This is a genomic window from Rhodococcus sp. NPDC057529 (genome assembly GCF_042802055.1).
Classification (GTDB): Bacteria; Actinomycetota; Actinomycetes; order Mycobacteriales; family Mycobacteriaceae; genus Rhodococcus_F.
On record NZ_JBHVEY010000011.1, the window covers coordinates 234,818 to 261,487 of the forward strand.

The 26,670-nt window shown below is 68.6% G+C and carries 23 protein-coding genes; 15 read left to right on the plus strand and 8 right to left on the minus strand.

The window, feature by feature from the left end; translation table 11 throughout:
- Positions 1-240: 240 nt before the first annotated feature.
- Both ACFU5V_RS23030 and ACFU5V_RS23035 read left to right on the plus strand, forming a co-directional pair.
- Positions 241-1,848 carry an SLC13 family permease gene (locus ACFU5V_RS23030; RefSeq protein WP_378702164.1) on the plus strand — a complete coding sequence of 536 codons (1,608 nt, stop codon included), beginning with the start codon at positions 241-243 and terminating at the stop codon, positions 1,846-1,848.
- Between the two features lie 93 nt (positions 1,849-1,941).
- Complete coding sequence (locus ACFU5V_RS23035) at positions 1,942-3,537, plus strand: alpha/beta fold hydrolase (protein WP_378702166.1); 1,596 nt, start codon at positions 1,942-1,944, stop codon at positions 3,535-3,537.
- A 15-nt stretch (positions 3,538-3,552) separates the two neighbouring features.
- Here ACFU5V_RS23035 and ACFU5V_RS23040 read toward each other — a convergent pair whose 3' ends face one another.
- From ACFU5V_RS23040 to ACFU5V_RS23065, 6 genes are all read right to left on the minus strand, one after another.
- The gene (locus ACFU5V_RS23040; RefSeq protein WP_378702168.1) at positions 3,553-4,311 is read right to left on the minus strand and encodes an SDR family NAD(P)-dependent oxidoreductase; all 759 of its coding nucleotides are present in this window, start codon (positions 4,309-4,311) and stop codon (positions 3,553-3,555) included.
- Complete coding sequence (locus tag ACFU5V_RS23045; RefSeq protein ID WP_378702170.1) at positions 4,308-5,081, minus strand: SDR family NAD(P)-dependent oxidoreductase; 774 nt, start codon at positions 5,079-5,081, stop codon at positions 4,308-4,310. The genes ACFU5V_RS23040 and ACFU5V_RS23045 overlap by 4 nt, the downstream gene beginning before the upstream one ends.
- A gap of 45 nt (positions 5,082-5,126) precedes the next feature.
- Complete coding sequence (locus ACFU5V_RS23050) at positions 5,127-5,915, minus strand: amino acid ABC transporter ATP-binding protein (protein WP_378702172.1); 789 nt, start codon at positions 5,913-5,915, stop codon at positions 5,127-5,129.
- A 52-nt stretch (positions 5,916-5,967) separates the two neighbouring features.
- The gene (locus tag ACFU5V_RS23055; RefSeq protein ID WP_378702174.1) at positions 5,968-6,702 is read right to left on the minus strand and encodes an amino acid ABC transporter permease; all 735 of its coding nucleotides are present in this window, start codon (positions 6,700-6,702) and stop codon (positions 5,968-5,970) included.
- An 11-nt stretch (positions 6,703-6,713) separates the two neighbouring features.
- The gene (locus ACFU5V_RS23060) at positions 6,714-7,562 is read right to left on the minus strand and encodes a substrate-binding periplasmic protein (protein ID WP_378702176.1); all 849 of its coding nucleotides are present in this window, start codon (positions 7,560-7,562) and stop codon (positions 6,714-6,716) included.
- 386 nt (positions 7,563-7,948) lie between these two features.
- Entirely contained in the window at positions 7,949-8,665 is a 717-nt protein-coding gene (locus ACFU5V_RS23065; RefSeq protein ID WP_378702178.1) for a GntR family transcriptional regulator, read from the minus strand.
- A gap of 267 nt (positions 8,666-8,932) precedes the next feature.
- Between ACFU5V_RS23065 and ACFU5V_RS23070 the strand changes: the two genes are divergently transcribed.
- From ACFU5V_RS23070 to ACFU5V_RS23120, 11 genes are all read left to right on the plus strand, one after another.
- The gene (locus ACFU5V_RS23070; RefSeq protein WP_378702180.1) at positions 8,933-10,198 is read left to right on the plus strand and encodes an NAD(P)/FAD-dependent oxidoreductase; all 1,266 of its coding nucleotides are present in this window, start codon (positions 8,933-8,935) and stop codon (positions 10,196-10,198) included.
- A gap of 44 nt (positions 10,199-10,242) precedes the next feature.
- The gene (locus tag ACFU5V_RS23075) at positions 10,243-10,950 is read left to right on the plus strand and encodes a GntR family transcriptional regulator (RefSeq protein WP_378702182.1); all 708 of its coding nucleotides are present in this window, start codon (positions 10,243-10,245) and stop codon (positions 10,948-10,950) included.
- 22 nt (positions 10,951-10,972) lie between these two features.
- On the plus strand, positions 10,973-11,875 hold the full coding sequence (locus ACFU5V_RS23080) for a dihydrodipicolinate synthase family protein (RefSeq protein ID WP_378702184.1): 903 nt from the start codon (positions 10,973-10,975) through the stop codon (positions 11,873-11,875).
- Between the two features lie 17 nt (positions 11,876-11,892).
- Positions 11,893-13,005 (plus strand): proline racemase family protein, encoded by a 1,113-nt coding sequence (locus tag ACFU5V_RS23085; RefSeq protein ID WP_378702186.1) that lies wholly within the window; start codon positions 11,893-11,895, stop codon positions 13,003-13,005.
- Positions 13,005-14,498 carry a gamma-aminobutyraldehyde dehydrogenase gene (locus ACFU5V_RS23090; protein WP_378702188.1) on the plus strand — a complete coding sequence of 498 codons (1,494 nt, stop codon included), beginning with the start codon at positions 13,005-13,007 and terminating at the stop codon, positions 14,496-14,498. Before ACFU5V_RS23085 ends, ACFU5V_RS23090 begins: the two co-directional genes overlap by 1 nt.
- A gap of 143 nt (positions 14,499-14,641) precedes the next feature.
- Positions 14,642-16,567 carry an APC family permease gene (locus ACFU5V_RS23095; RefSeq protein WP_378702190.1) on the plus strand — a complete coding sequence of 642 codons (1,926 nt, stop codon included), beginning with the start codon at positions 14,642-14,644 and terminating at the stop codon, positions 16,565-16,567.
- Entirely contained in the window at positions 16,564-17,160 is a 597-nt protein-coding gene (locus tag ACFU5V_RS23100; protein ID WP_378702192.1) for a short chain dehydrogenase, read from the plus strand. The genes ACFU5V_RS23095 and ACFU5V_RS23100 overlap by 4 nt, the downstream gene beginning before the upstream one ends.
- Positions 17,161-17,484: 324 nt before the next feature.
- Entirely contained in the window at positions 17,485-18,891 is a 1,407-nt protein-coding gene (locus ACFU5V_RS23105; RefSeq protein ID WP_378702323.1) for an amino acid permease, read from the plus strand.
- A 116-nt stretch (positions 18,892-19,007) separates the two neighbouring features.
- On the plus strand, positions 19,008-20,384 hold the full coding sequence (locus ACFU5V_RS23110; protein ID WP_378702194.1) for a hypothetical protein: 1,377 nt from the start codon (positions 19,008-19,010) through the stop codon (positions 20,382-20,384).
- Positions 20,384-21,394 carry a glutamate ABC transporter substrate-binding protein gene (locus ACFU5V_RS23115; protein ID WP_378702196.1) on the plus strand — a complete coding sequence of 337 codons (1,011 nt, stop codon included), beginning with the start codon at positions 20,384-20,386 and terminating at the stop codon, positions 21,392-21,394. The genes ACFU5V_RS23110 and ACFU5V_RS23115 overlap by 1 nt, the downstream gene beginning before the upstream one ends.
- A 40-nt stretch (positions 21,395-21,434) precedes the next feature.
- Positions 21,435-23,606: a tetratricopeptide repeat protein gene (locus ACFU5V_RS23120; RefSeq protein ID WP_378702325.1), complete on the plus strand. Its 2,172-nt coding sequence runs from the start codon at positions 21,435-21,437 to the stop codon at positions 23,604-23,606.
- Between the two features lie 8 nt (positions 23,607-23,614).
- Here ACFU5V_RS23120 and ACFU5V_RS23125 read toward each other — a convergent pair whose 3' ends face one another.
- Positions 23,615-23,830: a hypothetical protein gene (locus tag ACFU5V_RS23125; RefSeq protein WP_378702198.1), complete on the minus strand. Its 216-nt coding sequence runs from the start codon at positions 23,828-23,830 to the stop codon at positions 23,615-23,617.
- A gap of 206 nt (positions 23,831-24,036) precedes the next feature.
- Between ACFU5V_RS23125 and ACFU5V_RS23130 the strand changes: the two genes are divergently transcribed.
- Both ACFU5V_RS23130 and ACFU5V_RS23135 read left to right on the plus strand, forming a co-directional pair.
- Positions 24,037-24,804, plus strand: a complete 768-nt coding sequence (locus tag ACFU5V_RS23130; protein ID WP_072942526.1) for a thiazole synthase — start codon at positions 24,037-24,039, stop codon at positions 24,802-24,804.
- A gap of 60 nt (positions 24,805-24,864) precedes the next feature.
- On the plus strand, positions 24,865-25,674 hold the full coding sequence (locus tag ACFU5V_RS23135; protein WP_378702200.1) for an MBL fold metallo-hydrolase: 810 nt from the start codon (positions 24,865-24,867) through the stop codon (positions 25,672-25,674).
- A 1-nt stretch (position 25,675) separates the two neighbouring features.
- Here ACFU5V_RS23135 and ACFU5V_RS23140 read toward each other — a convergent pair whose 3' ends face one another.
- The gene (locus tag ACFU5V_RS23140; RefSeq protein ID WP_378702202.1) at positions 25,676-26,569 is read right to left on the minus strand and encodes a class I SAM-dependent methyltransferase; all 894 of its coding nucleotides are present in this window, start codon (positions 26,567-26,569) and stop codon (positions 25,676-25,678) included.
- Positions 26,570-26,670: the final 101 nt, after the last annotated feature.

Consider the following 26,670-nt stretch of genomic DNA (forward strand, 5'->3'; position numbering starts at 1 on the left):
CTCCAGGGGGCGTTGACCGAGCGCGCCGGCGGCCTGCGGCCGTCCGTCGCCGGACGGTGGTGCAGGGCGGGCACCGAGCAAGTGTGACCCACATCACTTATTGGGTGAGTCACCTCACCTTACGACTCGGAAACAGCGACCGCCCAGAGCCAGATCCGGCGGCAGGAGAGGGACCAGCGCATAACGCCCCTCCCGACGGGTACTACTTCCGTACCGATCCTCGTCGCCGCGGGAGGCGCCATGACCACCGACAACCAGGGCGACCGAACCGACGTCGACAAGGCGTTGCTCGGACACACGACGTACCGCAGCCTCGGCGAACAGCAACTCTCGCCCGCGGAGGAGCGATTCGAGAAGGGCCGCCGCACGATCGGGCTCTTTCTCGCTCCGCTGCTCACCATCGGATTCCTCGCGCTTCCCCTCGACATTCCGCCGAACCAGCAGACGCTGGCGGGCGTCCTGCTCGGCGTCATCGTGCTGTGGGTGTCCGAGGCGGTGCCGATCCCGATCGGCGGGCTGCTCGGGGTGGCCGTCGTGGTGTTCCTGGGGGTGGCGCCCGCCGACGAGGTCCTCTCGGCATTCGGGTCGTCGACGATCTTCACGTTCATCGGCGCGTTCATCCTCGCTCAGGCGATGCTCGAGCACGGCGTGGCGCGGCGGTTCGCGTTCCGGATCCTGACGCTGCCGCGGGTCGGCCAGTCCACCACCGGAGTCATCGTCGCGTTCGGCGTCATCACGTGCGGGCTCTCGGCGTTCGTGTCCAACACCGCCACGGTGGCCATGCTGCTGCCCACGGCGCTGGGCATCCTCGGCGTCATCGCCAAGCTGATGCAGCACCGCGGCGTGGTCGCCCCGGACTTCGACCCGTTGCGGCTCCGCGTCGGCGCCGCGATCATGCTGATGCTCGCGTACGGCGCGAGCGTGGGCGGCCTGCTGACGCCGGTCGGGAGCCCCCCGAACCTCATCGGACGCGGGCTCATCGAGGAGGCCACGGGGGAGCGGATCACCTTCGGGCAGTGGATGGTCATGGCCGTCCCGATCTGCCTGGTGATGTTCATCGCGCTCGCCTTCATCCTGCTGCGCCTCAACAAACCGGAGATCCGGCGCATCGAAGGCGTCTCCGACTACCTGGCGGAGCAGCGCGCCGACATGGGCCCCCTGTCGCGGGCCGAGAAGAACACGCTCATCGCGTTCGGGGTCACGGTGACGCTGTGGATCCTGCCCGGCGTCGTCGCGGTGATCGCCGGCAACGACTCCGACCTCTACGCGACGATCAGCGACCGACTCGACGAAGGAATGGTGGCGGTGTTCGGGGCGGCGTTGCTCTTCCTGCTGCCGACCGACTGGGAGCAACGCGAGTTCACCCTGCGCTGGCGGGACGCGGCGCAGATCGACTGGGGCACGATCGTCCTGTTCGGCACCGGCATCATCTTCGGGTCGCTGCTCGCCGACACCGGTCTCGCCGAGACGATCGGCACCTCCGTGGCGGATTCGCTGGGCCTGACGAGCGTCGTCGCCATCACGATCTTCGCCGTGCTCCTGGCCATCGCCGTGTCGGAGACGACGAGCAACACGGCGTCCGCGGCGGTCGTGGTGCCGATCGTGATTCCGGTGGCGATCGCGGCCGGGGTCAACCCGTTCGTCCCGGCCCTCGCGGCCACGTTCGCCGCGTCGTTCGGCTTCATGCTGCCGGTGTCGACGCCGCAGAACGCCGTGGTCTACGGCTCCGGGGCGGTCCGGATCACCACGATGATCCGAAGCGGCATCACGTTCGACATCATCGGCGGAATCCTGATCATCGTCCTGCTGCCACTCATGGTCGCCGTCGTCGGTCTCGGCGCCGGCTGACGCACGGACGCGGTCGCACATCCCGCTGCGGTGGACGCGATCTGAGAGACTGGCTGCGAAACGATCGCGACACTACGAGGGGGCAGCGGGAGTATGCGGGGGATCTTCGGACGAGCGGCCCTGGCCGTCGGTATCGGCGTCGTCTTCGCGGCGGGGGCCACACCGCTCGCCGCCGCGCAGCCGGCGCCGAGCGACGAACTCGACTGGGGGCCCTGCCCGGCCGAATACGAACTCGATCCGGCGTCCGAGCAGTGCGGATCGGTCACCGTGCCCCGCAACTATGCGGATCCGGCCGCCGGCACGATCGACGTCCTCGTCACCCGCCACCGCGCCGAGGATCCCGGCGCGCGGCGGGGCGTGCTGTTCACCAATCCCGGTGGGCCGGGCGGCGACGCGATCGGCTCGAACAGCATGTTCGTCGACGTGCTGCCCGACGCGGTCCGCGCACAGTGGGACGTGATCGGTGTGCAACCGCGCGGGCTCCCGTACGCCGGTGCCGTCGACTGCACCCTGTCCCCCGAGCAGACGACGGCGATGGGTCTCGGCTTCGGCGGTGCCGCAACGCGTGCCGCGTGCGAGTCCGCGGCGCCGGGCACCACGGCGCACCTGACGACCGAGAACACTGCGCGGGACTGGGAGCAGGTCCGCGCGGCACTCGGCGAGGACGTCATCGACATCTACGGCCTGTCCTACGGCACCATCCTCGGTTCCACCTACGCGACGCTGTTCCCGCAGCACACCGGCCGGATGGTCCTCGATTCCGCGGTCGACCAGAAGTGGCTGTGGAACGACGTGCTGTGGCAGCAGAACGACGGCTACAAGAAACGCTTCTACGACCTCATGGACTGGGTCGCCACCCACGACGACACGTACGGGCTCGGCGACACACCGCTGAAGGTCTACCAGCGGTGGTCGGACCGGATCGTCGAGGAGGCGGGCGGCAACCCGACGCTCGCGCCGCCGCCCGCCCAGGTCGGTGACGTACCGCCCGGCCTGGAATCGCTCGCCGACGCCTACCGCGGCGGGGTCGATCTGACCGGGCCTGCCCGGGTCCAGTTCGAGGCCTTCATCCGGGGCATCGCCAACCCGTCGCACACCCAGACGTCGTCCAGCATCTACGTGATGACACGGCAACTGCTTCCCGCCCGGAACAATTGGCCACTCCTGGCCCGGGTGGTCCGCGACGGACCCGGCGCGATCCCCGAGGGTGCCGGCCTGAAGGACCTGACGGAGCAGGAGTACGCGCGGTTGCTCCAAGCCCAGACGATGCAGACGCTCGTGGTGTGCAACGAGAACGCCGTCGCGGCGCGGCCGGACCGCATCCCCGGCTGGCTGTTCTCCACGTTCGTCACCGGAGACCTCTTCGACCTCATCGGGTACGGCTACAGCTCCGGAACGTTCTGCGCCGGCGCGCCGCCCGTCGTCGCGCCGCCCGCGTTGACCAATCGGGGGCTGGCGACGGCGCCGCTCGTCCTGCAGGGCCTGCGCGACCCGCAGACTCCTTATCAGGGCGGAGTTCGGCTCGCCCACGACATGGGGGCGAACCTCGTCACCGTCGGGGGCGGAGATCACGGCGCCGGGATCCAGGGCGGCAACGCCGCCGTCGACCAGGCCGTCACCGAGTACCTCGAGACCGGGCACACGAACGTCACGGAGGCACCCGAGGCGCCGATCACCGCGCCGCTGTGAACCCGGTCCGTACCGTCAGCGAACGTAGTCCGCTCCCGTGATGTCGACGGTGGCCCCGGTCGCGTGACGGGCACGACCGGACGCGAGGAACGCGATCGTCTCGGCCACGTCCTCCGGCGGTGTGACCTCGCCGAGGGGTAGCGCGGCCGCGGCGCCGCTGGTCACCGCGTCGTCGGCGAGATCGGTGGCCACCCATCCCGGTGCCACCGCGTACGCGAGGATATTGTCGCCGGCGAAGCCGCGGGCGACACCTCGGGTGAGTGCCAGGATCGCACCCTTCGCGGCACCGTACGCCAGGTGGTCGGCGTCGTCACCGCGATGGGAAGAGCGGCTGGCGACGGTGACCACGGCGCCTCCGCCGTGTTCGCGGAAATGCGTGATCGCGTACCGGGTCAGATCGGCGGGTGCGGTGAGATTCAGTGCGAGGTTGCGAGTCCACCCCTCGTTCCACTCGGACTCGTCCTCGACCGGGGACGCGATCCAGGCGCCGGCGTTGTTGACCAGCACGTCGATCCGCCCGCACACACGCACCGCCTCCTCCCACACGTCGCGGGTGGCGGCGGGGTCGGTGAGGTCTCCCTGGACGAGGTGCACCCGGCTGCCGCCGAGTTCCTCGGCAAGGTTCTTCGCCGCGCGCTCGTTCGACGCGTAGTGCACGACGACGGTGCCACCGTCCCGGTGGATCACGCGGGCGGTGGCGGCACCGATACCCCGGGACGCACCGGTCACCAGAACAGCCTTTCCGGCGAGCGGACCTGCCGCGTGCGCGCTCACGAGACAGCCTGCGCGCCGGTGATTTCCACGGCCGCACCGCAGAGGAACGGGGCCTCGTCCGACGCGAGGAACGCGACGAGCGCGGCGACCTCCTCGGGTCGCCCGATCCTCCCGAACGGGACCTTCGCGTCGAGGTCGGCGACCGTCAGGCCCTTGCGGGCCAGGCCTGCCTCGAGCATCGGCGTGCGAATCTCTCCGGGGCACACCGCGTTGACCCGGATGTTGTGCGGGGCGTAGTCGCGGGCGAGGTTCTGGGTGAAGGAGACCACGGCGGCCTTGGAGACGTTGTAGGCGACGTGCCCCGGGGCCGGGTACAGGCCCCACTGGGACGCGGTGTTGACGACGGCGCCCCCGCCTGCCTCGATCATCGTCGGCAGGACCGCGCGGCACAGGTGGAACAGGGCGTCGACGTTCACGGCGAACGTGGCGGACCAGTCGTCCTCGGTCAGCGACAGAAGGTCGCCGCGACGGTTGATGCCCGCGTTGTTCGCCAGGACGTCGATCCGGCCGTAGCTCTCGACGACGTCCGCGGCGAGTGCCGCGCACGCGTCGGGGTCGGTGACGTCGAAGACCCGGGCCTCGGCGAGCAGACCCCGCCCGGCGAGTTCGTCGGCGACGGCCTTGGCAGCCGCGTCGGCGGCGTCGCAGACGAGGACGCGAGCACCCTCCTCCGCGAACCGGGCGCTGATCGCGGCACCGATGCCGCCGCCGGCGCCGGTGACGATCACGACGTGGTCGTCGAATCTGCGGATGGTCTGGGTTGGGCTCATGAGGTAGCGGCTCCCGTTCGGTCGGAGTGTCGGGGGGTGGTGCGGTCAGAACCGGACGGCGTCGATGAACTTGTTCAGCTCTTCGTTGTCGGACCTGGTGAACGCGAGTTCCGGTGTGGTGTTCACGGCGATCTCGCCGTCCTGGAAGAACACCAGGCGGTCGGCCGCCTTCGACGCGAAGGCCATGTCGTGGGTGACCAGAGCGATGGCGATGCCTTCCTCGGCCTTCAGGCGCCGCAGCACCTCGAGCACCTCGGCGGCCACCGGCGGGTCGAGCGCCGACGTGATCTCGTCGCACAGCAGCAGTCGCGGCTTCATCATCAACGCGCGGGCAATGGCGACGCGCTGGCGTTCACCGCCGGACAGCTGGGTGCACCGGCTCAGGATGTGCTGCTTCATCCCGACCTCCGCGAGCGCGGATTCGGCGCGGTCCCGGGCTTCCGAGGCGGACATGCCGAGCCGTTTGCGGGGCGCGAGGGTGAGGTTGTCGAGGACGTTCATGTGCGGCCAGAGCGTGTACGTCTGGAACACCATGCCGACGTGGAAGCTCTTGTCCGCCCACGCCTCGGTGCGCTGCTGGTCCTCGAAGACGCGGACGCCGTCGAAGTCGATGGTTCCCTCGTCGGGTTCGGTGAGACCGGCGAGCGCGCGCAGCATGGTGCTCTTGCCGGATCCGCTCTTGCCGATGATGACGGTGATGTCGCCGGCGTGCATGTCGAAGTCGACGTTGCGCATGATGGTGCGGCCGTGAAAGCTCTTCTGCAGGCCGCGGGCGGAGACGAGGACGCCGCCGATTTCGGTGTGGAACGGTGCGGTGGATTCGAGGGTTTTCATCGCTGGCCTCTGGTTCGGTTCGTGCGATCGGTGGGGGTGCGGTGGTCGGTCGTCATGCCGTCGCCACCCGTCGCCCGGGAATCATGCGGCTGAGGAGACTCTGGCTGCCTGTTGCCCCGCGTGCCGAGTTCTGCTGCATGCGTCGTTCGAGGTTGCTGGTGGCCAGGGAGACCGGGAACGCGACCGCGAAGTAGATCACCGCGGCGAGGGTGAAGACTTCCAGCGAACGGTACGTTTCGGACGAGATCGTGTTGGCGACGAACATCAGGTCGGCCACCGCGATCGTCGACACCAGGGCCGAATCCTTGAAGATCGAGATGTTCAGCGAGAGGATGACCGGCGTCTGCTGCCGAATCGCCTGGGGCACAATGATGTAGCGCAGCTGCTGCAGCCGCGTCAGGCGCAGCATCTTGCCGGCTTCGACCTGCTCGACGGGCACTGCCTGGAATCCGCTTCGGTAGGCCTCGGCCATGAATGCGGTCAGATTCGCCGACAGCGCGATGATCGCCGAGGTGAATCCGGAGATCGTCAGGCCGGTGAGGGCGGGGAGTGCGTAGAAGATCCAGAAGAGCTGGACGAGCATCGGGGTGCACCGGAACACCTCGATGTAGGCCTGCGCCCCCCAGCGGACCAGTTCGATCTCCGACATCCGCGCGACCGCGACGGGCACGGCGAGGACCATGCTGATCGCGATGGTGATGACCGTGAGTTCGAGCGTGACGACCAGGCCGTCGAGCATCAGGGGAAACGCGTCTGCGACTACGTTCCAGTCGAATTCGTAGTTCATGGCTGCCGCCCCTACTTCTTGACCAGGTCGCCGAGATCGTCGATCTCGTGGTAGTCGACGTCGGCGTAGGCGCGGGCGAGTTCCCCGCTCTCGCGTGCACGCTCGATGGCGATGTTGATGATCTGCAGCGACCGCGTGTCGGTGTCGGCGGGGATACCGTACGCGGCCGACGCGGAGTAGATCGGCGGAGTGGGCACCACGATCTTCAGGCTGGGATCGGCGAGGGTCTGGGCCTCGGCGGTCGGTAGATCGGCGAACTCCGCGATCACGCGACCGGCCTGGAGCGCGGAGAGCGCGTTGGAATAGTTGTCCACCGGCATGACGGTCAATCCTGTTTCCTGAACTGCCTTTTCAGGGGCGGAGCCCTGCGCGGTCGCGACGGCACCCCCGTCCGCCCTGATCTGTTCGGCGGTGGTGTGCGGCGAGTCGGCCTTCACCACGTACACCGCCTGGTACTCGTAGACCGGATCGGTGAACTGAATGGCCAGCGACCGTTCGACGGTGTAGTCGAGGTTGGCGGCGAAGTCGTAGCGATCGGCCTGCAGTCCCGCGACGATGTTCTTCCATTCGGCGGCCACCGGCTTCAGTTCCACCCCGAGTTGATCCGCCAGCGCCCGCAGTGGGATGAGGTTCGGTCCCCCGAGCGTTCCGTCGGAGCCCTGGACGGTCATCGGCGCGGCGATTGCCACACCTACCCGCAGTTCCCCCCGGTCCTTGATGTCGTCGATGAACGAACCCTGCGGACCTCCGACACCGCCGGACTCCGATCCGCTGCTCAGGCCGGCGCCGACGTAGCCGGATGCCGCGGCGACGACGCAGATGCCGGCGACGCCGAGAACTCTCTTGGTGCTTTTTTGCATGACTGCCCTCTTCGTGTGCAGGGTGCAGGCGCCGTGGGGTGCGGCGGCACTGGTCCGAATTCCGAGTTCGGGGAGGCGATTCGAGTGAAGCGCGTGTGTCTCCATCGCTCGGCTGGTGTGGAAGTCGGCGAAAGTGTGATCCACGCCGCATTTCCTCCTACGTAAGATTGTCAAACAATCATACGGAGCGCAAGAGGTAGGGGAAGGTTTTCGAGACTTCGGCCGATCGGCGTCACCCGGACGAAACACCACCATCGTGCACAGAGGAGCCCGCGGGCCGCTGATCTGGGGATTGTCCGGTCGCGCCTGCGCCGGTGCGCGTCAGGCGCCGGTGTGTAAATTTCGGGTTATCTCGGTGGCCACGGCCGTCCGAGGGGCCCCGAAGCTCAGTCCGAGCCCTCGGCGGCCGCCATCAGTGCGACGAGCTCTTCGGCGCTGTCGATGGTGTGCGCGACGAAGGCCGCCCGGATCTTGTCGAGGTTGCGCGTGCGAATCGCGTCGACCAGCCGCTCGTGGACCTCGAAGGCACGCTGGGGGTCCGACCGGGTGAACTGGTCCTGCGCGAGCGCGATCGTGATGTGAGCCTCGGTGACCGGCCACAGCTTCAGCAGCAGGTAGTTCTCCGACGCCGCCCAGATGCTGCGGTGGAATCGCAGGTGGGCGTCGTGCTGGACGAGCGGGTCGGGGTCGAAGGCGAGGCGCGCGTACTCGCGCCAGCTGTCCATCACCATCTCGAGGCGGCGTCCGGAGCCGTCGGCGAGGATCGCGGTCATCGCCTGCATGTCGATCGCGACGCGCGCCTCGGCGATGTCGAGGAGGGCCTTGGCGTCGAGCGATGCCACCCGCAGGCCGCGATACGGCTCCTGCACGAGCAGCCCCTCCTGGGCCAGCTGGTTGAGGGCTTCACGAACGGTCGGCCTGCTCACACTCAGCGAAGATGACAGCTGGGCCTCGGTCAGCTTCTCGCCGGGCTTCAGGGCGCCGAGCACGATCGCGCGCTTGATCTCGGCGATGACGCCGTCGCGGCGAGTGGTCGAGGCAACCGGCAGCAGCGCCGAGGAGCTGCTCGGTGCGACTGCCGCCGTGGCCTGTGACTTCGCCATGATCCGCCTTGTCGAGTGGGGACTTCTTGAAACCCATTATGCATATTGCCTGACAATCCCGGACCTGGCACCCATATGGATGCAGGGGAGCCCCGTTCGATCACGGGACGGGCGCCAATTTTCCCCAGCCGTTGACAGCGGGTCGAGGTAGTGCTTAGTGTTGCCCATCACAAGCGCAGATTGTCTGACAAACTGCATCTCACATTTTTCGCGACCCACCGGTTGCATCGAAGCGCCGGTCGGCGCTGTCAGGAGGCTGAAGACATCATGCGAATCGTTGTCGTCGGAGGTGGTGTCGTCGCCTTGGCGAGTGCGTACCGTCTCGCCAAGGCCGGTTGCGAGGTCGTCGTACTGGAAGCCCGGACCGCCGGCTCGGCCGCCACCCACGGGAATGCCGCGAAGATCGCGCTGGCCGAGAGCGGGCCGGTCCCGGCGCCGGGCGTCATCCTGCAGGGACTGCGGTGGATGCTCAAGCCGGACAGCCCCCTGTATGTGAAGCCTTCCGTGGCACCGGATTTCCTCAAATTCATGCTGACGATGGCGCGGCACTGTAACGCCCGGGACTTCCGTTTCGGGCTGGAGACGCACCTGCGTCTCGCCTCGGATGCGAACGACCTGCTCGACGAATACACCAAGGACGGCATCGAATTCGAGATGCACAAGGCCGGTGTGCTGCTGGCGTTCGAGACCCGGGAGCGCTACGAGGAGCACTGCGGATCCCTGCCGATCTTCGAGGGCTTCGGCATGCACCCGACCCACCTGGACAGCGACGGCGTCCAGGAAACCGAGCCGGCGCTGAACCACCGGATCAAGCACGGTCTGTTCTTCGCCGACGACCGCCAGCTCGAACCCGATTCCCTCACCCGTGCGCTGGTCAAGCGCTGCGAGGAACTCGGGGTGCAGATCCGGGAGAACACCAAGGTGGGACGCTTCCTGCGCCGGGGCTCCACCGTGACCGGTGTCGTCACCGACACGGGCGAGCAGATCGACGGCGACGCGCTGCTGCTGGCGGCCGGCGTGTGGAGTGGCCCGCTGTCGAAGGAACTCGGCGCCCCGATGCCGATCCGTCCGGGCAAGGGCTACAGCGTCGACTACAGTCCGGCACCGATCACGCTGAACACCTCGCTGACGCTCGAGGACGCCCGCGTGGCGGTCACCCCACTCGACGGCATGATCCGGCTCGCCGGCACCATGGAGTTCGGCGGCTTCGAGGAGAGCGTGAACCAGACCCGGGTCGCCGCCATCCAGCGTGCGGCCGCGGAGAACTTCGACGGCTGGGACAACCCGCCCGGAGCGGCGGCGCCGTGGGCGGGACTGCGTCCGATGACCCCGGACGGCCTGCCGATCGTCGGCAAGTTCGGGAACCTCGACAACGCCTACATCGCTTCCGGGCACGGCATGCTGGGCCTGACCCTGGCCCCCGGCACCGCCGAGATCATCACCGAAACCATTGTCAATCACCGTGTTCCGGAGATCGCCACCTCGATTTCGCCCAACCGCTTCCTGTCCCGGCGCGCCCTGCGCCGCGCCTGATCGGCCGTCTCGGCAGGCGCCGTCCGAGAAAGAAACCTCACGCCATGACGATCGCACCACCGGCTACCGGCACCGGCGTCGTCCGCGGTCTGCAGCCGATCAGCAGCGGCACGCGCCGGGAAGAAGTGGCCGACTCGATCCGCCGGGCCCTCCTGACGGGGGAGCTGCAACCCGGCCAGCGGATCAAGGAGGTCGAACTCGCCGCCGTCCTCGGCGTCAGCAGGCCCACCCTGCGGGAAGCAGTCCACGTGCTGATCCACGAGGGAACCCTGATCCAGGAGCCGTACAAGGGGATTCGAGTGGCGCAGACCAGCCCGCACGCGTTGCTCGATCTCGCCGAGGTCCGTGTCTCGCTGGAGACCACGGCGGCGCAACGGCTGGCCGCCGACCCCACCCGCGGCGGACTCGACACCCTGCGGCAGGCACTCGACGACCACCGGACGGCGATCGCCTCCGGCGACGTGGTGGCGTCCGACCTGACGCACCTCGAGTTCCACCGCACGCTGTGGCTGGCGTCGGGCAACGAGATGCTGATCAAGATCTGGCCTCTCGTGGCGGCGCAGATCCGCATGGCCATGACGGTCGACCAGGCCACCCGTTACGACCCCGACCGCGACCTCGCCATGCACGCCCGGCTGGTCGACGTCATCGCACTGGGGGACCCCGACATCATCCGGGCCGAAGTGACCCGGCACATCCGAAGCAGCGCAGAAGAAGTCGTCTCGATCATCGGCGACTCCGACCACCCCTGACACACAAACAAGGAGACAATTCATGAGCACGCAGTTCAGCGGAATCCTCGCCGCGGTCGTCACCCCGCTGACCGCCGACGGATCGGCCGTCGACCCCGACGGCATCAAGCGTCAGGCCGAGCACATCATCGGCGGCGGCATCAACGGCCTCGTCCCCGGCGGAAGCACCGGTGAGTTCACCACCCTGTCCACCGACGAACGCAAGCGGGCGACGGAGCTGTACATCGAGGCCGCAGCGGGCCGGGTCCCCGTCGTCGCCGGAACCGGCGCACTGAGCACCGCCGAGACCGTCGAGCTGAGCAAGCACGCCGCCGACGCCGGCGCGGCCGCGGTGATGATCGTCCCGCCGTTCTACGACACCCCGTCCTGGGACGAACTGCTGACCCACTACAGCGCGGTGTCCGACGCGGTCGACATCGACATCATGTACTACAACCTCCCGTCCGCCACCGGGGTGGACCTGGCGCCGTCACAGTTCGCCGAACTGGCACGCAAGACCCGCGTCAACTCCTACAAGGACACCGGCGGAGACGCGGCGAAGTTCGCGTCCGTGCTGAACCACCACGCCGCGGACATCACCGCCCTCAACGGCTGGGACACCCTCTCGTTCGCCGGGCTCGCCGCAGGGGCGAAGGCGTCGGTGTGGGGGACCGCGAGCGTCATCCCGCAGCTGTGCGCGGACTTCTACGACGCGCTCGCCGTCCGCGGCGATCTGGTTGCCGCCCGGGAACTGTGGACGAAGATCTTCCCGATCTGCGAATTCCTCGAATCACACAACTACGCTTGCGCTATCAAGACCGGCCTCGAGCTCGTCGGCCAGGACGCGGGCCCGACCCGCCGCCCGGTGCTGCCGTTGGCACCGGAGTTCCGGGACGAGTTCCGCCGCCTCCTCGTCGCGGCCGGCGTCAGCGTCGTCGAGAACTAGAACCGAAGGACGAGACCGTGATCCCCAGGCAGACCATCAACGCCGTCGACGTCCACGCCGCCGGCGAGCCCGGACGGGTGCTCATCGGCAGCCACCTGCACGTCAAAGGCGCCACCATGGCCGACCGGCTGCAGTACTGCCGTGAGCACCTCGACGATCTGAGGTTGCTGATGCTGCACGAGCCGCGCGGCTATCCCGGACTGTGCGCCGTCCTGGTGCTGCCCCCGGTCAACCCGGACAGCGACTTCGGCATGGTGGTGCTCGAACAAGGGGGATTCCGGCCGATGTCCGGGAGCAACCTCATCTGCGCCGTCACCGCGCTCCTGGAGACCAGCACCCTGCCGGTGCAGGAGCCGGTGACGAAGCTGAAGGTCGACACCGCCGTCGGTGTCGTACACGTGCGCGCCGACATCGCCGGCGGCAGGGTCGTGCGGGTCACCTTCGACAACGTCCCCGCGTTCGCCGTCGCCATCGACCATCCGCTCGAGCTGCCCGAATACGGCACCGTCCCGGTCGACATCGTCTTCGGCGGACAGTTCTTCGTCCAGGCCAAGGCCGCCGACCTCGGTGTCGAACTGGTGCCCGGCGCCGCGAAGGACCTGGCCCGCGCCGGGGCCGTGCTGCGCACCGTCGCGCAACGCGATGTCGCGGTCCGGCATCCGTTCAACCCGGACATCGACCACGTCGCACTGACGATGATCCACGGCCCGTCCCCGACCCCGGGGGTCTCCGGGCGCAACACCGTCGTCCTGCCCAACGGCGCCGTCGACCTCGACGACCCGAGTACGTGGACCGGCGCGCTGGACCGGTCGCCGTGCGGCACCGGCACCTGCGGTCGCATGGCCGCCAAGCATGCGCGTGGCGAACTGGCGCTCGGGGAGCAGTTCGTCCACGAGAGCCTGCTCGGCACCACGTTCACCGGCACACTCACCGACATCACCGACGTGGGACCACACCGGGCGGTGCTGCCGTCGGTCAGCGGCCGCGGCTGGATCACCGGGTTCAACCAGTACGTCCTCGACGCGGACGACCCGTTTCCGCGCGGCTACACCCTGGGCGACCTGTGGGGCCCGGAGTCCGAGGGCGACGACGCCCGGCAACTACTCGACCAACTCGATCTGGAGAATTGATGACCACCCACGAGAAGCTGCAGTTCATCGCCGGGGAACGCCGGCACGGCAGCTCCGACACGGAGCTGACGATCATCGACCCGTCCACCGGCGAGCCGATCACCACCGGCCTGGCCGCGACCACCGGGGACGTCGACGCCGCCGTCGCGGCCGCTCGCGCCGCGTTCCCGGGCTGGTCCCGCACCACGCCCGCCGAACGCTCGGACATCATGCTGCGCTGGGCCGAGGTCCTGCGATCCCGCAGCACGGAGCTGACCGCCCTGGAGAGCCGCAACGGCGGCAAGGCCATCAAGCTGGCCGACGGTTTCGACATCCCCGGGGTGATCGACAACGTCACGTTCTTCGCCACCACCGCCCGCAATCTCGAGGGCAAGGCGAGCGGGGAGTACTCCGGCGATCACACGTCGTCGATCCGCCGTGAGGCGATCGGTGTCGTCGGGTCGATCTCACCGTGGAACTACCCGCTGCAGATGGCGGCCTGGAAGATCCTGCCCGCGGTCGCCGCCGGCAACACCATCGTCCTCAAGCCCTCCGAGCTCACCCCGCTGACGTCGCTGCTCTTCGCCGAAACCGCGAAGGAGGCCGGCGTGCCGGACGGCGTCGTCAACATCCTCACCGGGGCCGGGCGGATCGCCGGACAGGCTCTGATCGAGCATCCCGACGTGGACATGGTCTCGTTCACCGGGTCGACGCCGGTCGGCAAGCAGGTCGCCGCGGCCGCGGCCGGCAGCGTCAAGCGGGTCCATCTGGAACTCGGCGGCAAGGCACCGTTCGTGGTGTTCGACGACGCCGACCTCGAGGCGGCCGCCCGCGGCGCCGTCGCCGGTTCGCTGATCAACGCGGGCCAGGACTGCACCGCCGCCACCCGCGCCTACATCCAGCGTCCCCTCTACGAGAACTTCGTCCGGCGGGTCGCCGAACTGATGGACGAGGTGAAGGTCGGCCCCGCCGACGACACCGACACCGACATGGGTTCGCTGATCTCACTGAAGCAGCGCGACCAGGTCGCCGCGATGGTCGACCGGGCCCGCGACGCCGGCGCGAAAGTGGTTCGCGGCGGCCGCATCCCGGAGCACACCCCGGCCACGGGCGCGTACTACGAACCGACGCTGATCGTCGACGCGGCGCAGGACTCCGAGATCGTCCAGCAGGAGATCTTCGGACCCGTCCTCGTCGTACTGCCGTTCGACACCGACGACGAGGCCGTCACCCTCGCCAACGACACCCCCTACGGCCTCGCCGCATCCGCCTGGACGCAGAACGTGTACAGGGCGCAGCGGGCCACCCGGGAAATCCAGGCCGGGTGCGTGTGGGTCAACGACCACATCCCGATCATCAGCGAGATGCCGCACGGCGGCTACAAGGCGTCCGGATTCGGCAAGGACATGTCCACCTACTCGTTCGACGAGTACACCAACGTCAAGCACGTCATGTCCGACATCACCGGAGAGGCGCACAAGGGCTGGCACGACCTCATCTTCGGCGGACACTGACCCCGAACACTTTTCAGCTACCCACCGGGGCGGGGTCGATCTCTTCTGCCGAGGAGGTCGACCCCCGGACACGACGGTCCCCGGCGCCCGCCGAAACCTCACACCAATGAGAGCGGGCACCTGAATCCCCAAGGAGGATTCACATGAGCACATTACCGGATTCACCTTCGGCGCCCGGATCCCCGGACGCTCCCGATCACAAACTGAAGAGAACCCTCGGGCTCTGGCAGCTGACGTTGCTGGGGGTGAGCACGCAGATCGGCTCCGGCTGGTTGTTCGCGGTGCTGTCGTCGGCGTCGGTCGCAGGCCCGGCCGCCATCCTGTCCTGGATCCTCGGCGCGGGTCTGTTCGTCGTGGTGTCGCTGACCTGGATCGAACTGGGCACCATGTTCCCGAGATCGGGTGGGATCGTGCGCTATCCGGCGCTCTCCCACGGCGCATTCGCCGGGTGGATCACCGGCTGGGGATACTGGATCGGCACGGTCTGCCTGCCTGCCATCGAAGCGCAGGCCGTCCTGACCTATCTCGGCGGCCGCTTCCCGCACCTCGGTCTGGTGAAGGTGGAGCAGGGCACCACCATCCTCGCCTGGCCGAACGGAATACTCTGCGGCATCGGTATTCTCGCAATCTTCTTCGTCCTCAACCTGTTCGGCGTGAAACTGCTGGCGAAGGTCAACACGTACGTGACGATCTGGAAGCTCGTCGTCCCGTGCCTGACGTTCATCCTGCTGTTCTTCGCGTTCAACTCGAGCAACCTCACCGTCGGCGGCGGCTTCCTCCCCACCGGCGCGGGCGGCATCGTGCACGCTCTCGCGATCGGCGGGATCGCGTTCGGCTACCTCGGCTCCCGGCAGGTACTCGACTACGGCGGAGAAGCACGAAACCCCAAGCGCGACATCCCCTTGGCGATCGTGCTGTCCATCCTCATCCCGATGGTCGTGTACATCGGCCTACAGATCGGCTTCCTCGGCGCACTCGACTGGTCCGACGCCGGGATCTCCGTCGGTGACTGGGCGGGTCTGCGGACCAGTGACTGGGCGTCGGCCCCGCTGTTCCAGGCCCTCGGTGCGGCCGGATTCGGCGCCTTCGCCACCATCCTGCTGATCGACGCCGCCATCTCCCCGGCGGGCAACGGCTGGGTCACCCTCGGCAGCGCCGCCCGGGCGTCGTTCGCGTTCGGCATCGACAAATACGCGCCGAAGGGTCTCGCCAAGGTGAACCGGTACGGCATCCCGTGGGTGTCGCTCGTGGTCGCGATCGTGGTCAGCGCGCTCTTCATGCTCCCGTTCCCGAGCTGGTACCAGCTGGTGTCGGTGGTGTCGGTCTGCCTGGTGCTGAGCTACCTGATGGGCAGCGCGATCGCACCGGTGCTCCGCAAGACCGCACCCCACGCGGAGCGCACCTGGCGGCTGCCCGCCATGGGTTTCTGGGCGCCCACCGGCTACGCGGCAGGCCTGTTCATCGTCTACGCCGCCGGCTTCGCGTCCCTCGCGCAGCTCCTGGTCATCGCGTTCGCCGGGGTGAGCATCTACGGGGCCTACACGTCGGTGAACCACGGCTGGGTGCGCAGGCCCGTCGGCTGGTCCATCTCGGCGGTGTTCCTGATCGTGTGGATCTACATCAGTTCCCGCGGCGGATGGTTCATGAACACCACCGAGGTGCAGCGGGCAGGCAGCTGGTCGTTCCCCATCTACTTCGCGGCGATGACCGCGGCACTGCTCGGCTTCGTGCTCGCGCTGCGGGTGGCGAGCACCCCTGCCGGCCGCCGTCACCTCGACGCCGGTGTCTGGCTGATCGCCACGCTCCTCGCGACGCTGCTGGTGTCCTACTACGGCGAATTCGGCCCCCTCGACGAACCGCCGCTCGCCGACTCCTGGGACCTGCCGGTCGTGATCGCGCTGGCCCTGGTCAGTTACGTGTGGGCCGTCCGCAGCGGTTTCCACACAGAGCAACTCGACGCCGCCCTCGCCGATTCCGAATTCGCGGTCGAACCCGCCGCACCCACCCGCACACCGGCTCACCGGGCGGCACCGATCGCCGCCGTGCACGAACAGGAGGTCCACTCGTGAAGGTTCTCGTCGTCGGAGGCACCGGCCGCATCGGCACGGCGGTGGTGGACGCCCTGACACCCCACCACGACGTCGTCGTCGCATCCCGCTCCACCGAGGTCCCGGTCGACCTCCGGGACGCCGCCGCCGTCACCGCGCTGTACGAGCGGGTCGGGACGGTGGACGCGGTGGTCTGCACGGCGGGCGTCACCCCGTTCCCCAGCTTCGGCGACACCACGACCGGCGACTTCCGGCTGGGTTTCGACGACAAGTTGCTCGGGCAGATCGAACTGGTGCTGCGGGGGCTGCCGTTCGTCGCCGACGGCGGCTCGTTCACCCTGGTCACGGGGGTGCTCGCCCGCGAATCGATTCGCTCGGGTGTGGTCGCGTCGACCGTCAACGGGGCACTGGAGGCGTTCGTGAAAGCGGCCGCCGCCGAACTTCCGCGCGGCATCCGGATCAACGCGGTCAGCCCGAGCGTCGTCACCGAAGCACTCGACGTCTACGGCGACTTCTTCCCCGGATTCGCGCCCGTTCCCGCCGCCGAAGTCGCGCGCGCGTTCGCCAAATCGGTGGCCGGGATCCACACCGGCCGCGTCTACGAACTGGGGTGACGGCAGCAACCGCCAAACCTCACAATCTGGACCTCAGAGGCGCTCCGGAACTGGCACTGTGCTCCCCACGGCACGCTCCATACAGTGTTGTGCATCACATCAACAGTTCAGTTCGCGGTGGATCGTCTTCCCTTTCTCCGCCGGCACTGTTCTCCGTTCCAACCGCCGGTGATCCGACCCGGATCGCGATGGCGACCTGACGTTTCCGGTCAGCGCACAGTGGAGGAAAACGTGACTGCAACACCACCCCCGGCCCAATCCCAGGACTCCGACCAAGGAAAGGGCCAGGAGTCCGGACTCGGGAAGGGCCTGAAGAAACGGCACATGAACCTCATCGCCCTGGGCGGCGTGATCGGTGCCGGATTGTTCGTCGGCAGCGGTGTCGTCATCGAGAGCGCGGGCCCGGCGGCGATCGTGTCGTTTCTCATCGCGGGGGTCATCACGCTCCTGATCATGCGGATGCTGGCGGAGATGGCCGTGGCCAAGCCGGTGGTCGGATCGTTCTACGTGTACGCCAGGGAAGCGCTCGGCAATCGCGCCGGATTCTCCGTCGGCTGGATGTACTGGTACTTCTTCGTCATCGTCGTCGCCGTCGAAGCCATCGCCGGTGGCCGAATACTCCAGCTCTACCTGCCGTCCGCGCCGCTGTGGATCCTCAGCCTCGGCCTTCTCGTCATCCTGACCTGCACCAATCTGGTGTCGGCACGGTCGTTCGGCGAGTTCGAGTACTGGTTCTCGTCGATCAAGGTGATCGCGATCGTCCTCTTCCTCGGTCTGGGTGCCCTGTGGATCACCGGACTGTGGCCGGACTCGACCCCCGGGGTGGCGAACCTCGTCGATCACGGCGGATTCGCTCCGCTCGGCTGGGGCGCGGTGCTCGCCGCGGTCGTTCCCTGCGTCGCCTTCTTCACCGGCGCGGAGATCGTGACCATCGCGGCCGCCGAGTCCGCGGAACCCAAGAAGGCCGTCGCCCGGGCGATGCGCTCCATCGTGGTCCGGATCATCACGTTCTACGTCGGATCCATCTTCGTGGTCGTCGCCGTGGTGCCGTGGAGCGCCGAAGCCGTCGGAGTCAGCCCCTACGCGGCGGCCCTGTCCGCCCTGCACATTCCCGGCGTGGCCACGATCATGAACGTCGTCATCCTCACCGCGGTGCTGTCCTGCCTGAACTCCGCCCTGTACACGTCCTCGCGGATGCTCTTCGCCCTCACCCGCAACGGCGACGCCCCGCACATGTTCACCCGCCTGTCGGGTGGCGGTGTGCCCCGGCGCGCCATCCTCGCCGGGACGGTGATCGGATACGCCTCGGTGATCGCGGCGTTCGTCTCCCCGGATCTCGTGTTCTCGTTCCTGGTCAACTCGTACGGCGCCGTGGCGCTGTTCGTCTACCTCATGATCGCGATCTCCCAGGTCGCGCTCCGCCGGAAGCTGGAGGCGCAGGATCCCGGGGCCCTCACCCTGAAGATGTGGCTGTTCCCCTGGCTCAGCTACGCGACCATCGCACTGATGGGGACCGTCATCGCGGCCATGGCCGTGCTCCCCACCACCCGTTCGCAATTCTGGCTGAGTGTGGTGACTCTGGCCTTCATCCTGATCGGCTACGAGTTCCGCCGGCGCAGCCGCACCAGCGCCGAACGGCTCGACACCGTCACCGCGCCCGCGGAATCGGCCGCCGACACGGGTGCCGAAGCGGAACAACTCGTCGGGGTCGTGACCCGCGAGCAACACTGACACACTGCTTCACCCGAGGAGGGGCAGGGACCGCACCAGCGGTCCCTGCCCCTCCTTTGTGCCCCCGATGCCACATCGGCTTTTTCCGGCACGACCCGGCGCGAATCGGGGCACACTTGCAGAAGACCTCGGCGGAGGAGGACACCGTGTTCCACCGCGGAGACGACGTCGTCACCGAAGAACACTCGCTCGACGAGTCGCTGCTCGTCGAGCCCGACTCCCGGCGCCGGCCGTGGCGGGAATTCCTCGTCTCGACCCCGGGACGGCTGTCCGTGCTGGGTATCGTGCTCGTCACCGCGGCGCTGGCGACCGGGGCGGTCACGTCGGCGGCGATCGGCGCCCGGCAACAACGCATCGAGACCCTGCGGACGCACACCGAACCCCTCACCTACGCGGCCGAACGGCTGTACAGTTCGCTGTCCATCGCCGACGCCGCGGCGGCCACGTCGTTCATCTCGGGCGGCGTGGAGCCGATCGCCGTCCGCAATCGGTACAACCAGGCGATCGGGGACGCGTCGAATGCGCTGGTCACCGCGTCGAACGGGGTCGACTCGACCGATGCCGCCGCCCTCGGCCAGTTGTCCGAGGTGTCCCGGAACCTCGCCGCGTACACCACGCTGGTCGCGACGGCCCGCGCCAACAACCGCTCGGGCAACCCGGTCGGCGTCGCCTACCTCAGCGACGCGTCCTCGATGATGCAGGACACGATCCTGCCCGCCGCCGAGCGTCTGTACTCGGAGCAGTCGAGGGCCGTCGCCGACACCCAGGTCCTCACCGGGCGCCTTCCCCGAGCCGCGTTCGCCGTCACCGTCGCCCTGCTCGTCGCGCTCCTCCTCGCGCAGGTGTACCTGGCGCGCAAGAGCAAACGCCGCATCAATCCCGGACTGGTCGTCGCGTCGCTGCTCGCCGCGACCCTCCTGGTCTGGCTGGCCGGCGCCGCCCTGGTCTCCACTGCGGCCACGGATCGGGCGAGAACCGAAGGGGCGCAACCACTCGCGACGATCACCCAGGCGCGGATCCTCGCTCAGCAGGCCCGGGCGGACGAGACCCTCGCGCTGCTGCAGCGTGGCTCCGACGAACAGTCCGAGATCGACTACGCCCGCCGCTCCGCCGCGCTGGCCGACGTGCTCGCGGGGTTGCAGGGCGGTTCTCACGAACCGGGAGCCACGCAGCCGATCGACGAGGCGGTGACGGCACTCGGCGACTGGCGGCACGCGCACGAGACGCTGGAACAGAGGCTGGAGGCAGGGGACTACCCGGGGGCGACGGCCGTCGCGATCGGCCCCGCGGACTCCGCGTCGCCCGCGACGTTCGCGGCCCTCGACGAGGCGCTGCAACACGGGATCGACAGCTTCCGCGGCGAGGAAGTCGACGGAATGACCGAGTCCTTTCGCTCGTTGTCGCTGCTCGCGGTGGGTAGCATGGTGATCGGCGTGCTCTGCGGGTTCGCCGTCGGTGGGGGGATCTGGCCCAGACTGAACGAGTACCACTGATGACGCGGGTGAGGCGACCGAGACGGCGGACGTGCCCGCGCGCCCTCCTGGTCTCCGCTGCGGTGGCCACCGTTCTCGCGGCCGGCTGCGCCGCCCCGCAACCCCTCACTCCCATCGCCAGCGGCGACTACTCCGAACAGCCGTTGACGAACGGGCTTCAGATCCATCCGCCCACCGGCGACGTGCCCGCGGAACCACCCGCACCCGACTCCTGCGGCGCGCTCGCGAGTCTGCGCCCGGTCGCCGCGCCGGACGTCCGGGCGCCGGGAAGCGCGCTGGCCGAGATCACCGCGCGCGGCAGGCTCGTCGTCGGGATCGACCAGAACACCAACCTGTTCAGCTTCCGGGACCCGACCACCGGCATGCTGATGGGATTCGACGTCGACGTCGCGGGTGAGATGGCGCGGGACCTGTTCGGCGACCCCTCCAGGGTCGAGTTCCGCCTGCTCACGTCCGGCTACCGTTTCGACGCCCTCGAGAAGAAGGCCGTGGATCTCGTGGTCAAGAGCACGACGATCACGTGTGAACGGTCCGAACGCGTCGCCTTCTCCACCGTGTACTTCCAGGCATACCAGCGACTGCTGGTGCCGAAGGTCTCCGGCATCTCCGGCCCGGAGGATCTGGCGGGCAAGCGCGTCTGCACCGTCGCCGACACCACCTCACTGGACACGGTTCGCCGGGTGCAGCCCGAGGCCACGATCGTGACGGTGCCCGACTGGGACGACTGCCTCGTGACGCTTCAGCAGCGCCGGGCCGACGCCGCGAGCACCGACGACTCCATCCTGGCCGGGCTCGCCGCACAGGATCCGAATCTGGAGATCGTCGGCCCGCCGCTGCAGTCGGAGCCGTACGGTATCGGGGTCAACAAGGGCAACGAGGATCTGGTGCGCTTCGTGAACGGGACGCTGGATCGGATGCGCGCAGACGGAACGTGGATGAGGCTCTACGACAGCTGGCTGACGGTGCTCGGACCCGTCACGGGACCGCCGACCGCCACCTACCGGGACTGAGGTGTCACCGAACGTGAGCGACGAGACCAGGCGAACCCCGATGGACGAACCGGAATCCACACGCGGAGTGCGGTTCGATCCGTTCGCGGACGACGACGAGGACGAGGTCCCGTCGTCCCGCACGGTGCCGGACGCCGCACACACCTCCGACCTGTCGATGCTCCTGACCAATCCCGTACTCGCCGAGCACAAACGGTACTGCGACCGGTGCAAGCGGCCCGTCGGACGTTCCACCGAGGCCCGGCCGGGTGACACGGAAGGGGTGTGCACGCACTGCGGGACCGTGTTCTCGTTCGCCCCGCAACTGGAGGCGGGCGAGTTGGTGGCGGGTCAGTACGAGGTCCTCGGGTGTCTCGCCCACGGCGGCGTCGGCTGGATCTATCTCGCGCTCGACCACAATGTCAGCGACCGCTGGGTCGTCCTCAAGGGCCTGCTGCATTCGGGCGACCCCGAGGCCCAGGAAGTGGCGCTCGCCGAGCGCCGGTTCCTCGCCGAGGTGACGCATCCGAGCATCGTGAAGATCTACAACTTCGTCGAACACCCCGGGATGGACGGCAATCCCGTCGGCTACATCGTCATGGAGTACGTCCGGGGCCGGACCTTGCGGGACGTGCTCACCGAACTGAAGGAGGACGCGGCTCCCGACGACCCGAAGCCGAGGCTGCCGGTGGAGCATGCAATCCGCTACCTTCTCGAGGTCACGCCTGCGCTCGGATACCTGCACTCGATGGGGCTGGTGTACAACGACCTCAAACCCGAGAACATCATGATCGGCGACGACTACGACCAGCTCAAGCTCATCGACATGGGCGCGGTCGCGAGGATCGGCGATCACGGATACATCTACGGCACACAGGGTTACCAAGCCCCCGAGATCGCCACCACCGGGCCCACCGTCGCCTCGGACATCTACACCGTCGGGCGGACGCTCGCCGTGCTGACCCTCGACATGCCCACCGCCGGGGGCTGTTACGTCGACGGCCTGCCGTCACCGGAGGCGGCGCCGCTGCTGGCGGAATACGAGTTCTACCAGCGGCTGCTGCTGCGGTCCATCCACCCCGACCCGGCCAAGCGTTTCGCGTCGGCCGACGAGATGTCGACGCAGCTCGAGGGTGTTCTGCGTGAGGTGCGGGCGCAGCGGACCGGAAACCCGCAGCCGGGACTGTCCCACCGTTTCAGCCCGCAGCGCACGACGTTCGGGACCGACCTCACGATCAGCCGCACCGACGTCTACGTGGACGGGCATCGCCGGGACGAACGCATCAGCGCGATGAGCATCGTTCGGGCACTGCCGATTCCGTTGGTGGACCCGGACGATCCGGCGGCCCCGCTGCTGTCCGTCGTGCACAGCAGGCCGCGGGAACTCCTCGATTCGCTGCACCGGGCCAAGGAGGTGGCGGCGAAGGAGGGCGTGGAGTCGACGAGCATCGAGATCCCGCTCGCCGAGGTGCGCGCGCACCTCGACCTCGGGCAGCCGCGTGATGCCGCCACCATCCTCGAATCCCTCGACCACGAACTCGAGGACACGTGGCGCGTCGACTGGCACACCGGGCTGTGCGCCCTGGTGGGCGGCGACTTCGAGGAGGCGTTCACCCGCTTCGATGCGGTCCTGACGGCGCTACCGGGCGAGGAGGCCCCGAAACTCGCGCTCGCGGCGACGTCCGAGATGTGGTGCGAATACCGCGCCGGCGAGAACCTCGGGCGGTGGCGCGGGACCGCCGAGAAGTACTACCGCACGGTGTGGCGCACCGATCACGGCGCGGTCAGTGCGGCGTTCGGGCTGGCACGGCAACTCGAGCACCGCGACGACCGGGTGAACTCGGTGGAGGCGCTCGACGAGGTGCCGCCGACGTCCCGGCACTACGCCGAGGCGCGGTTGACGAGTGTGCTGATGCTCGTCCACGATCGGCCCCTCGCGGAGGTGAGCGAACGGGATCTGCAGGAGGCGGCCCGCCGGGTCGAACTGCTCGCCCACGACGAGCGACGCGCGCTCCAGACCCGCGTGCTGGTTCTCGGCGTGGCCGTGGATTGGCTGCATGCCGGCGGTGTCCCCGAGGCGACGAGGATCCTCGGGGTGCCGTTCACCGAGCGCGGCCTGCGCACCGGGGCGGAGGCGGCGCTCCGGGCGCTCGCCCGCAAGGCCCCCGAGCGCAGGCACCGGTACACGCTGGTGGATCTCGCGAATCTGATCCGCCCGACCACGTGGCTGTAGCGCCGGGGTCAGAGCCCGCCGAATCCGACGGGTTCGCGGCCCCACCGGGCATTCCACGCCATCACCTGCATCCGGTCGCTCAGAGCGTCGCGGCTGCGCACTGTGTCGGCGAGCTGCCCCATGAGTTCGATGATGCGGCGCCGGGCATCCTCCAGTTCCGCGGCCAAGCGCTGCTCCTCCCTCGACCTCGCGGTGCGGTTCCTGCCGGCGACCATCGTGTTCATGTCTGCTCCGATCGTGACGTCGCGGCGTGTGCCGCTCAGCTCATCTGACCGACAACTCTGCGGCATCTGGTACGGGTCCAGAAGATCCAGAAGAACGGCGACGCAGGGGTCCAATCTGGACCTATGACGCAGCACACAAGTGGCTCTGACGTCGGAGACGGTTCGACCGTAGGGTTCGGGTACTCGAGCCGATCGGAGAGGTACCTATGCGCAATCACACCGACGCACTCACGATCGCGGGCCGGGACTTCTCGTCGCGGCTGGTGATGGGAACCGGGGGTGCGGCCAACCTGGCCGTTCTCGAAGAGGCGCTGATCGCCTCGGGCACCGAACTGACCACGGTCGCGATGCGCCGGGTGGATGCCGTGGGGAGAACCGGACTGCTCGAACTGCTGGATCGGCTGGGCATCGCGCTGTTGCCGAACACCGCAGGCTGCCGTGGCGCCGCGGAGGCGGTGCTGACGGCACAGCTGGCCCGGGAGGCACTGGGCACCAACTGGATCAAGCTCGAGGTGATCGCCGACGAACGCACGCTCCTTCCCGACGGGATCGAACTCGTCTCCGCAGCAGAACAACTCGTCGACGACGGCTTCGTCGTGCTGCCGTACACCAACGACGACCCGGTGCTCGCGCAGCGTCTGGTCGACGCCGGGTGCGCCGCCGTGATGCCCCTCGGGTCGCCGATCGGCACCGGGCTCGGCATCTCCAATCCCCGCAACATCGAGATGATCGTCGCGCGCACGGACATCCCGGTCATCCTCGACGCCGGGATCGGCACCGCAAGCGATGCGGCGCTGGCGATGGAACTCGGCTGCGACGCCGTCCTGCTCGCCTCCGCGGTCACGCGGGCGTCGGACCCGCCGCTGATGGCGGCGGCGATGGCCGGGGCGGTCACGGCCGGACGCCGCGCCCGGACCGCCGGGCGGATACCGAAACGGTTCTGGGCGCAGGCGTCGTCCCCGGTCGCGGTGTAAGTTCCCGGTCGCGGTGTAATCGGGCGCCCGCGAACACCGACTCGGCTAGCGTGAACGCCCATGCGAGTACACCACCTCAATTGCGGCTCGTTCTCCTCGGCGCTCATCGGGCGGTTGGTGTGCCACGTGCTGGCCTGCGAGACCGACGCGGGCATCGTGCTGGTCGACTCCGGTTTCGGACTGGCGGATGTCGCCGACCCCACCGGTCGCGTCGGCAAGTACGCGAAGCTGACCGGCGCCCGGTTCCGCGAGTCGGAGACGGCGGTCCGCCAACTCGGCAAGCTGGGACTGAATCCCTCGGACGTGACCCACATCGTCGCGACGCACCTCGACTTCGACCACATCGGCGGGGTCGCCGACTTCCCGAACGCCACCCTGCACACCACCGCCGCGGAAGAGGCAGCGTCGGAGGGACGTTCGTCGTTCCGCGAGAAGGTGCGGTACCGTCCCGCCCAGCTCACCCCGCGGCCGAGGACGCACACCTATTCGGGACCGGGCGAATCCGTGCTCGGCTTCTCCGGCGCCCACCCGATCGACGGGGTCGGCGACCGCATCGTGCTCGTCCCGATGCCCGGGCACACCCGCGGTCACGCGGCGGTGGCCGTCGACACCGGCGACCGCAGTTGGCTGCTGCACGCGGGCGACGCGTTCTACCACCGCAGCACCGTCGCCGCCCCCGGGCAGGTGTCGCCGGGAACCGCCGGTCGCGCCCTGCGGGTGATGGAAGAGCTGATCGCGGTGGACCGTTCGAAAATCCGCGCCAATCACCGCCGACTCCGGGAACTGAACAATCAGGTGGCCCCGCGGGTCCGGGTCTTCTCCGCCCACGACCCGACGCTGTTCGAGGAACTCGCCGCCGAGCGGGGCTGACTCAGCCGCCGGTCTTCACTGCCGTCAGATACGTCGCGCGGTCGGCCAGGTCCGCGAGTTCCTCCGGGAGTTCGGGCGCGGGTCGACCGTACGACTCGGCCAGCGCGAACGGAGAATAACTCCGCACCGACCAGCCGTGCTCGGTCAACCAGTGCTCCGGGTCGGCGCGCTCGTCGCCGTAGAACAACTGGGTGATGTCGAGGTCGCCGAACGGGTCCTTGTCGAAGTACTTCTTCCTGATCTCGTCGAAACGCTTCGCGTCGGTGCCCGGCGCGAAATTGTCCACGGCGAGGTGGCTGCCCGGGCTCGACAGTTCGTCGATCCGCTCGAACAGCGCGTCGTGTGCCGCGCCCGGCAGGTACGCCAGCAGTCCCTCGGCCGACCACGCGGTGGGCTTGGCTTGGTCGAGGCCTGCGGCGCCGAGGGCGGCCGGCCAATCGTCCCGGAGATCGACCGGCACCGGTCGACGGTCGGCCTTGGGCCGCGCATCGTGCTCGGACAGCACTTCGCCCTTGAACTCCAGCACCTTCGGCTGATCGACCTCGAACACCGTCGTGCCCGCCGGCCAGTCGAGGCGATACGCCCGCGCATCCAACCCGGCTGCGAGGATCACCGCCTGCGACACTCCGTCCGCCGCGGCCGTGAGGAAAAATTCGTCGAAGAACCGCGTCCGGAACCCCATGAACCCGGAGAACGGTGTGTCTCCCAGCGAGGACGGGTCGGCCAGCAGCCCGGTGAAATGCGGTTCGCCCGCGGCCTCCACGAACCACGGCGCGTAGTCGTCGCGGATCAGGGCATCGGGACGGCCGGTTTCCAGCGCCCGGAACGTCGCCACCCCCAGGGCCGTGAGCCCCACGCTGCTGACAATGTCCCAGGAATCGCCGTCGGTGCGCATGTGTACCTCCCGATCGTGCCGAAGTGTCGGCCGTGACGGCCGACCAGGCTCCCCGGCGAGTCTACGCCGCCCCGCACACCGCATCTATCATGTTGCTGTAC

What these genes read in the sequence shown, in the direction of transcription:
- ACFU5V_RS23065 (WP_378702178.1), bottom strand. Translation starts at nt 8,665, where the DNA reads ATGGCGAAGTCACAGGCCACGGCGGCAGTCGCACCGAGCAGCTCCTCG.
- ACFU5V_RS23130 (WP_072942526.1), top strand. Translation starts at nt 24,037, where the DNA reads ATGCGCAATCACACCGACGCACTCACGATCGCGGGCCGGGACTTCTCG.
- ACFU5V_RS23070 (WP_378702180.1), top strand. Translation starts at nt 8,933, where the DNA reads ATGCGAATCGTTGTCGTCGGAGGTGGTGTCGTCGCCTTGGCGAGTGCG.
- ACFU5V_RS23125 (WP_378702198.1), bottom strand. Translation starts at nt 23,830, where the DNA reads ATGAACACGATGGTCGCCGGCAGGAACCGCACCGCGAGGTCGAGGGAG.
- ACFU5V_RS23140 (WP_378702202.1), bottom strand. Translation starts at nt 26,569, where the DNA reads ATGCGCACCGACGGCGATTCCTGGGACATTGTCAGCAGCGTGGGGCTC.
- ACFU5V_RS23080 (WP_378702184.1), top strand. Translation starts at nt 10,973, where the DNA reads ATGAGCACGCAGTTCAGCGGAATCCTCGCCGCGGTCGTCACCCCGCTG.
- ACFU5V_RS23030 (WP_378702164.1), top strand. Translation starts at nt 241, where the DNA reads ATGACCACCGACAACCAGGGCGACCGAACCGACGTCGACAAGGCGTTG.
- ACFU5V_RS23075 (WP_378702182.1), top strand. Translation starts at nt 10,243, where the DNA reads ATGACGATCGCACCACCGGCTACCGGCACCGGCGTCGTCCGCGGTCTG.
- ACFU5V_RS23120 (WP_378702325.1), top strand. Translation starts at nt 21,435, where the DNA reads ATGGACGAACCGGAATCCACACGCGGAGTGCGGTTCGATCCGTTCGCG.
- ACFU5V_RS23035 (WP_378702166.1), top strand. Translation starts at nt 1,942, where the DNA reads ATGCGGGGGATCTTCGGACGAGCGGCCCTGGCCGTCGGTATCGGCGTC.
- ACFU5V_RS23055 (WP_378702174.1), bottom strand. Translation starts at nt 6,702, where the DNA reads ATGAACTACGAATTCGACTGGAACGTAGTCGCAGACGCGTTTCCCCTG.
- ACFU5V_RS23135 (WP_378702200.1), top strand. Translation starts at nt 24,865, where the DNA reads ATGCGAGTACACCACCTCAATTGCGGCTCGTTCTCCTCGGCGCTCATC.
- ACFU5V_RS23060 (WP_378702176.1), bottom strand. Translation starts at nt 7,562, where the DNA reads ATGCAAAAAAGCACCAAGAGAGTTCTCGGCGTCGCCGGCATCTGCGTC.
- ACFU5V_RS23045 (WP_378702170.1), bottom strand. Translation starts at nt 5,081, where the DNA reads ATGAGCCCAACCCAGACCATCCGCAGATTCGACGACCACGTCGTGATC.
- ACFU5V_RS23095 (WP_378702190.1), top strand. Translation starts at nt 14,642, where the DNA reads ATGAGCACATTACCGGATTCACCTTCGGCGCCCGGATCCCCGGACGCT.
- ACFU5V_RS23105 (WP_378702323.1), top strand. Translation starts at nt 17,485, where the DNA reads ATGAACCTCATCGCCCTGGGCGGCGTGATCGGTGCCGGATTGTTCGTC.
- ACFU5V_RS23050 (WP_378702172.1), bottom strand. Translation starts at nt 5,915, where the DNA reads ATGAAAACCCTCGAATCCACCGCACCGTTCCACACCGAAATCGGCGGC.
- ACFU5V_RS23090 (WP_378702188.1), top strand. Translation starts at nt 13,005, where the DNA reads ATGACCACCCACGAGAAGCTGCAGTTCATCGCCGGGGAACGCCGGCAC.
- ACFU5V_RS23115 (WP_378702196.1), top strand. Translation starts at nt 20,384, where the DNA reads ATGACGCGGGTGAGGCGACCGAGACGGCGGACGTGCCCGCGCGCCCTC.